At 63.2% G+C, this 12,746-nt stretch carries 12 protein-coding genes and 1 tRNA gene; 6 read left to right on the top strand and 7 right to left on the bottom strand.

The genetic code is table 11. The annotated features are described in order from the left end of the window. Positions 1-337: 337 nt before the first annotated feature. On the top strand, positions 338-643 hold the full coding sequence (hfq, locus tag G442_RS0102540) for an RNA chaperone Hfq (RefSeq protein WP_026396714.1): 306 nt from the start codon (positions 338-340) through the stop codon (positions 641-643). Continuing rightward, positions 624-1,955 carry a GTPase HflX gene (gene hflX / locus G442_RS0102535; protein WP_026396713.1) on the top strand — a complete coding sequence of 444 codons (1,332 nt, stop codon included), beginning with the start codon at positions 624-626 and terminating at the stop codon, positions 1,953-1,955. Before hfq ends, hflX begins: the two co-directional genes overlap by 20 nt. Before the next feature lie 436 nt (positions 1,956-2,391). On the opposite strand, the gene G442_RS0102525 is transcribed toward hflX, so the two are convergent. The 4 genes from G442_RS0102525 to G442_RS0102510 all read right to left on the bottom strand — a co-directional run bounded on the left by G442_RS0102525 (position 2,392) and on the right by G442_RS0102510 (position 6,971). Beyond that, positions 2,392-2,468: transfer RNA gene (locus G442_RS0102525), tRNA-Asp, on the bottom strand. Positions 2,469-2,588: 120 nt separating this feature from the next. Beyond that, positions 2,589-3,503 carry a delta(1)-pyrroline-2-carboxylate reductase family protein gene (locus tag G442_RS0102520; protein WP_246789297.1) on the bottom strand — a complete coding sequence of 305 codons (915 nt, stop codon included), beginning with the start codon at positions 3,501-3,503 and terminating at the stop codon, positions 2,589-2,591. Positions 3,504-3,796: 293 nt separating this feature from the next. After that, positions 3,797-5,341 carry an L-piperidine-6-carboxylate dehydrogenase gene (gene amaB, locus G442_RS0102515; protein WP_026396710.1) on the bottom strand — a complete coding sequence of 515 codons (1,545 nt, stop codon included), beginning with the start codon at positions 5,339-5,341 and terminating at the stop codon, positions 3,797-3,799. 337 nt (positions 5,342-5,678) lie between these two features. Next, on the bottom strand, positions 5,679-6,971 hold the full coding sequence (locus G442_RS0102510) for an NAD(P)/FAD-dependent oxidoreductase (RefSeq protein ID WP_026396709.1): 1,293 nt from the start codon (positions 6,969-6,971) through the stop codon (positions 5,679-5,681). 207 nt (positions 6,972-7,178) lie between these two features. On the opposite strand from G442_RS0102510, the gene G442_RS0102505 reads away from it, so the two are divergent. Beyond that, positions 7,179-8,159, top strand: coding sequence for a retroviral-like aspartic protease family protein (locus G442_RS0102505; RefSeq protein ID WP_026396708.1), 981 nt, complete (start codon positions 7,179-7,181; stop codon positions 8,157-8,159). Positions 8,160-8,189: 30 nt separating this feature from the next. Here G442_RS0102505 and G442_RS0102500 read toward each other — a convergent pair whose 3' ends face one another. Together G442_RS0102500 and G442_RS0102495 are read right to left on the bottom strand one after the other, a co-directional pair. Continuing rightward, complete coding sequence (locus tag G442_RS0102500; protein ID WP_026396707.1) at positions 8,190-8,720, bottom strand: carboxymuconolactone decarboxylase family protein; 531 nt, start codon at positions 8,718-8,720, stop codon at positions 8,190-8,192. A 210-nt stretch (positions 8,721-8,930) separates the two neighbouring features. Then, a complete protein-coding gene (locus tag G442_RS0102495) occupies positions 8,931-9,473 on the bottom strand; it encodes a peroxiredoxin (RefSeq protein WP_026396706.1) in 543 nt (180 codons plus the stop codon). A gap of 474 nt (positions 9,474-9,947) precedes the next feature. Here G442_RS0102495 and G442_RS20570 point away from each other — a divergent pair, with 474 nt between their 5' ends. From G442_RS20570 to G442_RS0102480, 3 genes are all read left to right on the top strand, one after another. Then, a complete protein-coding gene (locus tag G442_RS20570; RefSeq protein WP_051291835.1) occupies positions 9,948-10,937 on the top strand; it encodes a hydrogen peroxide-inducible genes activator in 990 nt (329 codons plus the stop codon). A gap of 138 nt (positions 10,938-11,075) precedes the next feature. Continuing rightward, a complete protein-coding gene (gene ykgO / locus G442_RS0102485) occupies positions 11,076-11,201 on the top strand; it encodes a type B 50S ribosomal protein L36 (protein ID WP_025886195.1) in 126 nt (41 codons plus the stop codon). A gap of 107 nt (positions 11,202-11,308) precedes the next feature. Then, on the top strand, positions 11,309-11,932 hold the full coding sequence (locus G442_RS0102480; protein ID WP_051291834.1) for a tetratricopeptide repeat protein: 624 nt from the start codon (positions 11,309-11,311) through the stop codon (positions 11,930-11,932). Positions 11,933-12,038: 106 nt separating this feature from the next. Here the strand turns inward: G442_RS0102480 and G442_RS0102475 are convergent, their stop codons facing one another. Beyond that, positions 12,039-12,596: a Dps family protein gene (locus G442_RS0102475; protein WP_026396704.1), complete on the bottom strand. Its 558-nt coding sequence runs from the start codon at positions 12,594-12,596 to the stop codon at positions 12,039-12,041. Positions 12,597-12,746 lie beyond the last annotated feature (150 nt).

The following is a 12,746-nucleotide window of genomic DNA, read 5'->3' as shown; positions in this document are numbered from 1 at the left end:
CGGAGCGACGGTGTGTTTTTTCCGGGAAACCCGGTGGTTCCTGCCGCCGCCTTTCGTTACAAATCAACCGGCGCGGCTGGTCGATCATGGATCAGACGCGTGGTAGGGAACGCGGGACGATGCATGTCTAAATAAAAATATATCGTGTTTGTGAGGAAGCCCGGCGCGCTACGCAGGGCCAGCATCGCAAAGCGCTCTCGCCAGTGGCGGTAAATCTGCTTTAATGGTGAAACTGACATTTTGCGCGCCCGTTTCGGGGAAGGGGATACGACAATCTCCGCGCGTTCAACATTAATCGGCCGCAACAATAAAAAAAAGAAAAGCGCAGGACAACAACGTGGCAAAATCAGCACCTCAGACAGTACAGGATGTGTTTCTAGGGCATGTCCGGCGCGGCAAGGCGCCAGTCACTATCTTTCTTGTGAACGGCGTAAAGCTGCAGGGCGTCATCACCTGGTTCGACGCAGAAACCGTTTTACTGCGTCGCGACGGCCATACGCAGCTGGTCTATAAACACGCCATCAGCACGGTCATGCCGCTGGTGCCAGTGAACATATTCGAGACCGCGACCGGAATTGCGGCGCAGGCGGGCACGGCGGCGCATGTGGAGAACGACGAAACCCTTGCCGACGACATCTACTGACACCACTCCGGCCGCCACCCGGGCGGCCGTCATTCTTCCGTGGGAGCGTCCAGACAGGGATCAAGACGTTCGGGCCGCCGAAGCGCGGCTTGACGAGGCAGTCGGCCTGACGTCCTCCATCGGCCTCGTCGTCGTTTTGAGTGCGGTGCTTCTGCTGCGCGCGCGTCGCCCGGCGACGCTGCTCGGAAGTGGCCAGGTCGAATCGCTTAAAGCTGCGGTCGCGGACAAGGGCGTCACCGTCGTTGTGATTGACGCGCGTCTTTCCCCCGGTCAACAACGCAATCTGGAAACGGCGCTCGGGTGCAAGGTCATCGACCGCACCGGGCTCATTCTGGATATTTTCGGCGCACGCGCAGCGACGCGGGAAGGAACGCTGCAGGTCGAACTGGCGCACCTGGAATACCAGCGCTCGCGGCTCGTGCGCCTGTGGACCCATCTCGAGAGACAGCGCGGCGGCTTCGGCTTCCTCGGCGGTCCCGGTGAAACCCAGATCGAGGCCGACCGCCGGATGATCGGCGACCGCATCGTGCGCCTGAAGCGCGAGCTTGAGCAGGTGCGACGCACGCGCGGTCTGCACCGCTCAGCGCGCAAGCGTGTGCCGTTCCCGGTCGTGGCGCTGGTGGGCTACACCAACGCCGGAAAGTCCACGTTGTTCAACGCGCTTACTGGCGCGTCGGTGATGGCGAGGGATCAGCTTTTCGCGACGCTCGATCCGACCATGCGCGGCATTGAGCTGCCGTCAGGGCGGCGGGTGATTCTGTCGGATACGGTCGGCTTCATCAGCGAGCTGCCGACCGAACTGATCGCCGCGTTCCGAGCTACGCTGGAGGAGGTGGCGGAGGCGGACATCATCCTGCATGTGCGCGATATCGCCCACCCTGATTCTTCCGCGCAGCGATCGGACGTGCATTCCGTGCTCACCGGCATGGAGCGCGACGGCATGCTGGACGCCGAATGGCGGTCGCGAGTGATCGAGGTGCTGAACAAGGTCGATTTGCTCGCCGAGCCCAGGACTCTGCCGCACCGGGACGATATCGTGCCGATCTCGGCCATGGCGGGCGACGGGTTGCCTGAATTGATGGAGGCCATCGATGCGCGCCTGACCAGCGCCATGGTCGTCGCGAGCTACAGGTTGCCGATTCACGAAGGCGGGGCCATCGCGTGGCTTTACGATCATGGCGAGGTACTGGAGCGCGACGACGGCGACGAGAGAGTCTCCATAACCGTGCGCCTTCGCGACGCCGATAAATCGCGCTTCGCGGTTCAGTTTCGTTCGTTGCTAGCCACGATGGAAGAGGCGCCTGAAGCCTGAAATCGGGCGATCGTCGTCGTGCGTCTCGTTCGTGCGGGGCGCGCGGCCTTGAAGACGATCGCTGCAGGGACGATTCGAAACCGTAGCGCTGAAAAGTCTTGCGCTGAACACGGAGCAGCTGGGGAATCTGCTGACTGGATCAGGATGTTCGCCGAAAGAACGAATTCAGATCGAATTTTCGGGCCGCAACGCGCCTGATTCGCGAGTAGCGGAAGTCACCGATGAAGGGGGGATTCACGAATTGCCGTGAACGGAGCAGACCCTGCCGGTTGCGCCCGTCTTGATCGATCGCCTCTGCTGTCAGGCGATCATTTCCGGTTGCCTGCTGAAAGCGCCGATAACGAGGGTGCATGCGTGCGCGCATCAGGAGAAATTCGAACTTTTGTGATGGTGTCAAATGACGCCACTGTTCTAAATCAACATGGATTTTTGAAAGTGGCGCGAGTGACGGGGCTCGAACCCGCGACCTCCGGCGTGACAGGCCGGCGCTCTAACCAACTGAGCTACACCCGCTTTTTTCAACGAGCGCCTCGGTGAGGCGTCGTGTTGGCGCGACTTATAGCGGGGATTTCGACGCTGGCAACACCTGTCGGAAAAATTTTTCCTACACGCTGCCGAAACATGGCTGCCCCCTTACTGAGTGCTGGAAAAACCAAGCGCCGTGCGGCAGGCCGCAAGATCCCACGCGGCGCATCCGACTGTTTTGCACACGATCGGGACACGGGAATCGGGTGGGGCATCGAGCGCGGAGGCGAGGGGGCTGACGCGATTCCAGTCGATTCCGGCCTGAATCAGGTCTCCCGCTTCCGAAGGCGCGCCGTGCAGGTCGTCCACATAGATCGCACTGCTCTCAAGCGTCGCAGGGCCGATCTCGGCCATGTCCGGGCGGAAGGCCCCCAATCCCACCACCAGAACCCCAACACGGCCGGGAAGGTCATAGACAGGCTCCCGGGCCGTGGTCGCTATGATGACCACATCATGAGCGGCGTCAGGCTGACCGGGCTCTACGGCTTCGTGAGAAAGAACGACACGCGAGTCCGTCGCTGCGCGAAAAGCGCTCTCCCGCTCAACCGAGCGGCCTTGCACGGTCACGCGAATATCCGGCCACAGGGCGAAGAGACCCTCCACATGTGCTCGCGCCTGCACGCCCGTACCAATCAGCAAAGCGGAGCGCGGCGGGGCCGGCAACAGGCGGCGGATTGCGACAAAGGTGACGGCGGCCGTCCGGCGCGCTGTGACGGTCGGGCCGTCGAGACTCAGGATCGTGCGGCCGTCGCGGGCGTCGCCGCAGGTCACCACACCGTGAATCGCGGGCAGATTGCGTGTGGCGTTGCCGGGATAGACGGTCACCAGCTTGTGGCAGAATACGTCTGCCGCCGCGCTGGGCATGGACAGCATGACGCCTTCGCGCCCCGGAGGCGTGAGCGCCTGCCGTTCGGGGCAGAGAATCCTGCCCGCCGCGTAGTCCAGCATCGTCGCCTCCAGTGTCTCGATCAACGGAGTCCACGGAAGGCGGGAGGCGGTTTGCCCGGCGTTGAGGATATCCACGGTGTTTATGCTCCTGATGCGAAAAGGGGGGCGGCGCGGGCGTAAATCGCCCTTCAAACGACATATGGAAAAGCGTCGGTCGACGGGCGAGCCGTGCGGAACGCGGAGACGTCTGGACGAGGGAGGGGAAACCGAATGTCCGTTTTGAGGTCAGCGGCAAGGGATGGTGCAAGAAACGCTACGTTGTCGTCTTCGAAAATCACTCCTGCGGTTATTGCGGAGTGGCGTCGCAGCGTAGCGTTGGTATGTCTTTCCGCCGCGTTCTGATGGCGGAAAGCTTCGAACGACCGGTCTCAACCGACGTCGAACGTGACACCCTGCGCCAGCGGCAGGTCGCGACCGTAATTGATCGTGTTGGTCGCGCGCCGCATATAGCCTTTCCACGAATCGGAACCGGACTCCCGGCCGCCGCCGGTCGCTTTCTCCCCGCCGAACGCGCCGCCGATCTCCGCGCCTGACGTGCCGATATTCACGTTGGCGATGCCACAGTCCGAACCGCGCGCGCTGAGGAACAACTCCGCCTCGCGCAGGTCGGTGGTGAAGATGGCGGAGGAAAGGCCCTGCGGGACGTCGTTCTGCAACGAGATGGCGTCTTCAAGATCGTCGTAAGGCAGCACATAGAGAATCGGCGCAAACGTCTCGTCCAGCACAGGGCCGTCGTGCACCGGCGTCTCCACCAGCGCGGGGCGTGCGTAGAACGCCTGCGGGGCGCCGACGTCGACCCGCTCTCCGCCATGCACCGTCGCGCCGAGCTCCATGGCCGCCGCCAGCGCCTCCTGCATGCGCTCCAGTGCGGCATGGTCGATCAACGGCCCCACGAGGTGCCCCTCCAGCGGGCTGCCGACGCTGACCGAAGAGAACGCGGCCTTCAGCCGCGGCACGAAAGCGTCATAGACGCTGCTATGAACGAATAGACGGCGCAGCGTGGTGCAGCGTTGACCGGCCGTGCCCATCGCCGCGAAGGCTACTCCGCGTAGCGCCAGATCGAGGTCGGCGGACGGCGTGACGATCGCCGCGTTGTTGCCGCCCAGTTCGAGAATCGCCCGTCCGAAGCGGCTCGCCAGTTCACGTCCAACGATGCGCCCCATTTCAGTCGACCCCGTGGCCGAGACCAGCGGGACTCTCGGATGGGCCACCAGCGCCGCGCCGGTCTCCCGCCCGCCGACCGCAAGCTCCGCCAGCCCGTCGGGCGCTGCGTCGCCGCTGGCGTTGAAACGCGTGATTGCGCGGCGGAGAATCGCGTCCGTCGCGATGGCCGTCAGCGGCGTCTTCTCCGACGGCTTCCAGACGACAGAATCGCCGCAGACCAGCGCCAGCGCAGCATTCCATGCCCAGACTGCAACAGGGAAATTGAAAGCGGAGATGACGCCCACGACGCCGATCGGGTGCCATGTCTCCATCATCCGATGCTCGGCGCGCTCCGTAGCGATGGTCAGGCCGCAGAGTTGCCGTGACAGACCGACTGCGAAGTCACAGATGTCGATCATCTCCTGCACTTCGCCCAGCCCTTCGGACGGCGATTTGCCGACCTCGATCGAGACCAGTCGTCCCAAAGCGTCCTTGTTGGCGCGCAGTTCCTCGCCGAGCAGGCGGACAAGTTCGCCGCGCCGGGGCGCGGGGATGCGACGCCACGTGAGAAAAGCTCCGTGCGCGCGCTCGATTGCGGCGTTCGTTTCTTCAACTGTGGCTGAGGCTACATGTCCAAGCGTCTGCCCGTTGACCGGCGAGCGGACGGTGATCGCCAAGCCTTGCGCCGACAGGCGTCGATCATCCACCCCGAGGCTGGAGAGCAGGTCGCGCGTCTGTGTGGCGAGGTCGAGCGAGGCGATGTCGGACATGGTTTTTCCTCCGGGTTTCCCCGTGACAAAACGAAAACGCGGCGACTGTGTCCAGAGCCGTCATCGCAGGCGGCGCCTGACGCATGGTTGCGGTGTGACGGACGCTGGGTGGCCGGAATGTGTAAGTCCGGCTGCGTCGCCTATCCTGCCAGAATATTTCTCGGCAAATGAGGGTCCACTGCCGAGATGCGAAGCGAACCCTGATGTTTTAGCTGTCGTTATGAATAAGGTCCGCAAGCAGCCTCGGCGCACGCCGGTTCAGTCGGATGGCTCAAGACTGCGGCTTCCCCGCGCCCGACTTTCGCCGATCAAACATCGTGCCGAAACGGAGTGCGCCCTACCGGGGGCGCCTGGCTCCCGCGAAATGTCTGAGACCGGAGCCCACCGCATAGATCAGCCCCCGCAGTCCGCGTAGCGCATCCGGCTCCGGAAGGTTCATGACCGGCAAAGGCAGTTCGCTGTCTGGCGTATGGCCGGCCGTCATGTCCGCAAGGACGCGCCCGAAGGCCGTGCCCGGCGCAATGCCGCGTCCGTTGTATCCTGCCATCGCGACGACGCCCGGCGCCAGGCGGTGCAGGCGCGGCAACCGCGTTGCGGTCACGCCGATGGAGCCGGACCACTCCGTTTCGAAATCCACGCCTGCGAGCTGAGGGAACAGGCGAGTCACCTCGCGGCGCGCCCAGTCGCGATGGACGGCCGCGTCCCACCGTCCCAGGCCGCCGACACTGCCGAAGACGAGGCGCCCTGCAGCGTCCATGCGAAAGGAACTGAGCACGGATCGCGTGTCCCAGGCTCCGTGGCCTTCGGGCAGGATGCGGGCGCGCATTGACGGCGATAGAGGCGCGGTTGCGACGTTGAAGTAGGGCAGCGGCGCCAGAGAGTCCGAGATCGCGGCAAATGGACCGGTGCTGTAGGCGTTGGTCGCGACGATGACTTTCGCCGCGCGAACCTGTCCGCGCGGAGTGTCTATGATGTGCCGGTCTCCCGACTGCATCATCCCGGTGACAGGAGAGTTCACGAAAATCCGTGCGCCCGCGCCAATTGCGGCGTCGGCGAGGCCGCGCGCATAGGCCAGCGGCTGCACCGTCCCCGCGCGTCGGTCGAGCAAGGCGCCCTTGTAGTCGCAGGACCCGATCAGCCGAGCAGTCTCCTGCGCGCCGAGAAGGCTGACCGGCGCCCCCCACCGCGCCCATTGACGCGTCCGCTCCGTCAGATCGGACAACCCCCGCTCGTCCGGCGCGCAATGCAATGTGCCGACGCGTGTCGCCTCGCAGGCGATGGCGTGCGCCGAGATCACGTCGAACACCAGATCCGGCGCCTGTCCGAGCAGCGTGAGCAGTCGCTGGCCGTAGATCGGCCCCAGGACGCCGGGGAAGTCTTCGGGTTTCACCCACATTCCGGCGTTGACCAGTCCGACGTTGCGCCCCGACCCGCCGAAACCGATCTGTGCGGCCTCGACAACTACCGGCGCATAACCCGCCTGCGCCAGATGCAGCGCGGCGGACAGACCGGTGTAACCCGCGCCGATGATGACGACGTCCGTGTCTATCGTGGAATACAGCGCCTCGGCATAGGGCGCGGGAGGCGCGGTACGTTCCCAAAGTCCGTGTGAGCGTAAATCGGTCTGCATCGCCGCGGCCGTCCCAAACTTTGAAAACCGAAACAGCATCACATGGTTTTCGTTACGCCGCCAGAGCGTCTTATTTTTGTCTCAAACATGCAGCGCCGTGCGCGGGGCGGGTTGTCAGGGAGTTATGACCGTTTCAGAGTGTAACTGGATGCGCTGTGGCCTGAAGGCTTAACGCCCCGGTACATCTGGCGCTGCAGGAGATGCGTTTTGAAGTTGAACCGGACGGCCGCTTACGTTTTTTTCGCCGAAATTTTAGCGCGTGTTGGTAAAACTCTGTTCAAAGCCACGTTATGTTGCGCCGCTATCGGACTGGCGGCCTGTGAGGATGGTGGCGGCGGATGCAAGGTGGAGCGGCTCGGTCCACTTCAGGTGCTGAACAGGAAAGGCGTTCCGATCGTAAAGGTGACGATCAACGGCAAGCCGGCAGCCATGATTGTCGATACTGGCGCAGGCATGTCGGGCGTATCTTCGTCCATCCATGCGTTCGATGTGGCGTACACCGGAGCGACGACTCTGGGTTACGGGATAGGCGGGCTTTCAAGATTCCCCATTATGTCGATCGCGGAACTCGGGATGGGAACCGCGATTGCGCGGAACGTACAGATGATCCAGACCGATCAGAAGTTCGGTTTCATCGGCGGCGTGCCGATTGTTGGCCTGTTCGGCGCTGATTTTCTCTCCAACTACACTGTGGCGCTGGAGTTGCCCCATCTGACGGTCAGCCTATATCGCCTGCATGAATGTGCGGACGAAAAAGAGCGGTGGGAAAAGGAATTCGATCCCGTTCCCTTCAGTATCGACAATGATCGCCATGTGGAGATCAGCATAAAGCTCAACGGCGCGTCGGTGGACGCCATTCTCGATAGTGGGGCGGTTGGTACGACGATCCTGCCCGACGATGCTGCGCGGGCGGGCGTGACGAAGTCTATGTTGCAGACTGACCGCACAGCGTCGCTGATCGGCGTCGACCAGAACGTGGTGCGCAGCTGGCGTCATAAGTTCAGAACATTGCAGGTAGGGAAAGAGGTATTCAGAGACCCGTCTCTTTTGGTCGCACCGCTGGAAATTTCGACCTCACTACTGGGCGCTGACTTCCTGCGCCATAACTCGGTAATGATATCCTACCCGTATAGGCGCCTCTATATCCGCAACGACGACGCTCCCGCCGATGGAGCGTCGCCCAGATAATAACGGCGCTCCTCTCGGCGCGCGTCGGCGTCAGGCGTCAGCGGCGGCGGAAGCTTCCAGAGTGACCGCCACCGCGTGCACCACCGCAGCGATGCGCGCAGCCGTCTGAACCTGTTCGCTGGTCAGGCCGCCTTCGCGCACGGCGCGCTCGTGGCTGCGCACGCACATCTCACATCCGTTGATCGCGGACACGGCCAGCGACCACAGTTCGAAATCGACCTTCTCCACGCCCGGCTTGCCGATGACGCTCATCCGCAGCTTCGCCGGGAGGTTTTCGTAATCGCCGCCCATGAAATGGGTGAAGCGGTAATAGACGTTGTTCATGCCCATGATGGCGGCTGCCGATTTCGCGGCCGCCAGAGCTTCCGGCGACAGCTTCGCGCCGAACTCCTCGATCACCGCCTTCGTGAACTCGTCGTTGCGCGAGGCGATGGCGCTGGCCACGAACGTGCCGGCCAGTTGCTGCGCAGAGAGCGTGGCGTCGTTGGCGAGCGTCCCGAGGTTGAGGCGCAGGTCCTTGGCGTAGTCGGGAATCCGGTCCTTGAGTGCTTCGAATGACATGATGGTCTCCTGCCGAATAGCGGCGGATGGCGGCGCATGCGCCGACAGGTAACGGGAAGGGGTTTGATCGCCCTTGCCGCATCGGACGACGGTCGTCCGATCGGGCAAGGGCGCTTCGGCGCGCCGGGGTCCGCCCTGCGGGGCTGGCCTCGGCGCGCGGGCGACGAAGGCCGGGGGGAACCTTCGTCGCCGGTCGTCTTCCTTGCGGAATCAGACCTTCAGGAAGTCGTCGCCCTGCTTCCAGTTGCACGGGCAGAGCTCGTCGCTCTGCAGTGCGTCCAGAATGCGGACGATTTCCTGCGGGTTGCGGCCGACCGACAGGTCGTTGACCGACACATGGCGGATGATGCCCTGCGGGTCGACGACGAACGTGGCGCGCAGGGCGACGCCCGCGTCCTTCGCCAGAACGCCGGTCTGCTCCGACAGCTCACGCTTGATGTCGGCGAGCATCGGGATCTCGAGCTTGTTCAGGTCCTCGTGGTGGAGGCGCCAGTTGAGATGAACGAACTCGCTGTCGATCGACACGCCGTAGACCACGGCGTCACGGTCGGCGAATTCCTTGTGGAGCTTGCCGAACGCCACGATCTCCGTCGGGCAGACGAAGGTGAAGTCTTTCGGCCAGAAAAACACGACTTTCCACTTGCCGGCGTCCGACGTGTCGGAAATCTGAACGAAATTGCCTTTCAGGCCTTCCGGACCGCCGGGGACGGAGGCCAGGTCGAATGTGGGGAACTTGTCGCCTACGGTAAGCATGAAACGCTCCTCGCGCTTGAAGTGGCACATGGCGCGTCGCCGGACGGCGTCGCGCTCTGGAGGTATCTATGGCGGCGATTGTCTGATCATGCCAATGAATAATTTATCTCAGGATGATTGAAATATTCGATGGTGACGCGGTGTCATCAATGTGGTGTACTGACCGCTCGTCCCTGCGTCCGATGCTTCGGCGTTCTCGAAAGCTTCTGTCTGGTGCAAAGGCGCGGTCCATTGAGCGCGCTGAGGCCACCGCGCCGACGGGTCTTCGCTGGAGCTTACGCAACCGGACACGTCGGCTGTTCCTCTGACGTCATAAGGCAAGATGGATGCGTCTTCCGCTCGCCAGACGGAGTGAGTGCGGCGCACCCTTGTCCATAAAGACATAAGAGCCGATTTCTGGGTCATCGTCTGGCGACCGGTTCTGTTCGTTTGCCGCCGCCCTTTTCATATCTGAGCCGCACCGGAGGCGTTTTCATGCAGGCGCTGCCTTCTCCCCAGCAACTCCGATACCTGATAGCACTCGCGGAACTGCGGCATTTCGGGCGTGCCGCAGCGGCCTGTTCCGTGACGCAGTCCACTCTTTCTGCCGGGTTGCTCGCGCTGGAGCGTCAGATGGATGCGCAATTGCTCGACCGGGATGTCGGCAAGCGTGTGGTCTTCACCCCGCTGGGAGACGAGGTCGCCCGTCGCGCACGAGTGGCGCTGGACGCGCTGGAGGCGATTCCCCTGATTGCGCAGGCCGCGCGTGCGCCCATGCATGGCCCGATGCGCATGGGCGTGATCCCGACGATCGGACCGTTTCTGCTGCCCCGTCTCGTCCCGCTCCTGCGGGAGCGGTTTCCGGGCATGAAGCTCGTGCTGACCGAGGACGTGACCGAGCGGTTGCTGGAAAAGCTGTCGAAGGGCCGACTGGATGTTCTGCTTCTCGCCATGCCGTGCATGTGCGACGGATTGGAGACCATTCCAATCTGGCGCGACCCGTTCATCGTCGCCGCGCCGCCCGGGCACCCGTTCGCGATCAATATGGCGGACGTTCCGCTGAATCGGCTGCAATCTGAACACATGGTGCTGCTGGAGGACGGGCATTGCCTTCGGGAGCAGACCGTCGACGTATGTCGTCAGGGCGGAAGCTGGAGCGGCGAGGAGAGCGAGACGGCGCATACGGCGTCCTCCCTGCACACGCTGGCGCGGATGATCGGGCAGGGGCTGGGCGTCGGGTTGCTGCCGCGCATGGCGGTCGATTCGGGTATTTTGAACGGCACGGGCGTCGTCACGCGCTCCATTGAAGGCGGGCAGGCATGGCGGACGATCGGCGTCGGCTGGCGCGCCAAATCGCCTCGTGCGGCTGATTACCATGCGCTCGCCCAGGCGTTGCGTGCGCTGGCCCCCGGCGATACGTCTGTGTCGGCCGAGGGGGATCCGGCTGTGGCGAGCGCCGCAGTAGGGTTGGAGGCCGCCGTATAGCTGTCGCTATCCGGCGGCTATACGCTAAAAAAGCGCGCTCGACCGCAGTCAGGGTTTGACTTTGGCGCGGGGGCTGCTTATGTCGCTCCACTTTCCGTTTCACGACGCCTCACGGCGTGCTGATTAAAGAGACCCGTTATGAAGATCAGGAACAGCCTCAAGTCGGCGAAAATCCGCGACAAGGACTGCCGCGTCGTTCGTCGTCGTGGGCGCGTCTATGTCATCAACAAGAAGAACCCGCGCATGAAGGCTCGTCAGGGCTGATACCGGTTTCCTTTTCCTTGGTGATCAGGATTACGTCGACCCGCCATGTGGCTCTTCTAAGAGAGCTGTCTGGCGGGTTTTCGCGTTCTGAGGCCGGAACTCGAGCGATGCGCCCGCTTCTGTCGGCGTTGCTGCTGACGATGTGGTGCGGGCAGGCCGCAGCTCAGGCGCAAGTCCCGGCCCCGTATGCTAGCGGCCAGACCGATACAGCCGTCCCGCCGGGCAAACCGGCGACTCCGTCCAAAAAGGCGATGGACCGGCGCGACGCGTTGGTGAAGGCTCTCGCGCAGGCGCACGACGAATCCGAGGCGACGGCGATCGCGGCGCAACTGGAAGAGATGCGTAGCCATGGCCTCGCGCCTGCGACGTTGCTGTTGCTGCGACGGGCCAATCGGGAACTGTCTCAGGAGAAGCATGGAGACGCCATCGAGGACCTTGGCGCAGCGCTGGCGTTGCAGGGGGACGCCGAAATCCTCTGGCGTCTGCGCGCGCAGGCGCGTCTCGCCACGGGCGATACCGATGGCGCTATCGGCGACCTTGGCGTGGCGCTGCAACACGATCCGGATGATGTCGGCGCCTGGCAGCTTCTGGCGGCGACGGAAGAGCAACGCGGAGACGGGCAGGCTGCGTTGAAAGCGTGGCGGCGCGCTCTGGAGCTTGACCCGAAAATGCCGGGTGGCGCGGCTCGTGAGGACAAACTGAAACTGAAGGCGTTCGGTCGGCCGACCTGAAGGTTCCGCCAGTTGCTGCCCGTAGCTCTTTAGCGAACCCGCGCGACGCTCTGTGTGGCAGGCCGTATTCGCGCGCAAGCGTAGCGCGAGATACGGCCACCCTGTGTCAGTCGTTCGTCCCTGACGTATTGCGCGAGGCTTCGAAGAGGAACCACGTGCGGCGTTCGGTCTCGTCGATCCAGTTCTCCAGCAGGCTGGTCGTCGCGCAGTCGCCTGCATCGCTGGTCAGTTCATGTACGGCGCGCATTTCGGTCGTGAGCTGCCTGTTGTCCTCGCACAGTTCCGCGAGCATGTCCTGCGCATCGACGTATTCCGCATTGTTGTCGGAAAGGCGCTGCAATTTCGAGATTTCGCTGATGGAGTGGAGGGAGGTCCCGCCGATCTTGCGCGCACGCTCGGCGATCGGGTCGGTCATTGCGAAAATCTGATCGCTCTGCTCGTCCAGCAACAGGTGGTAGTCGCGGAAATGGCGACCGCTCATGTGCCAGTGAAAGTTCTTCGTCTTGAGGTAGAGCGCGAACACGTCTGCGAGCAATGCGCGTAAAGCGGCCGAAATGTTCTCGACGTTTTCAGCGCCCAGATCGGAGGGCGTGCCCAGAAAGTGGTGAATTTGAGCCGCCTTCGCTGCGGCCGGCTTTGACCTGGATGTCTGTGCTTTCGCCATTTTTGCGGTCCTTGAGCATCTTCTGCAGCCGCCCGTAGCGAGCGACTGTGTTCAGGGCGTTCACCTGAAGCCTGCGACGCTTGCGCGTCGCCGCTCGTCAGTTACGAGGCTCCCGCTAGAGACTGATGTCAACGCAGGACAGTTATTCGT

The organism is Acetobacter nitrogenifigens DSM 23921 = NBRC 105050 (assembly GCF_000429165.1).
Taxonomy (GTDB): domain Bacteria; phylum Pseudomonadota; class Alphaproteobacteria; order Acetobacterales; family Acetobacteraceae; genus Acetobacter; species Acetobacter nitrogenifigens.
This window is presented reverse-complemented; position numbering and strand designations above follow the sequence as displayed.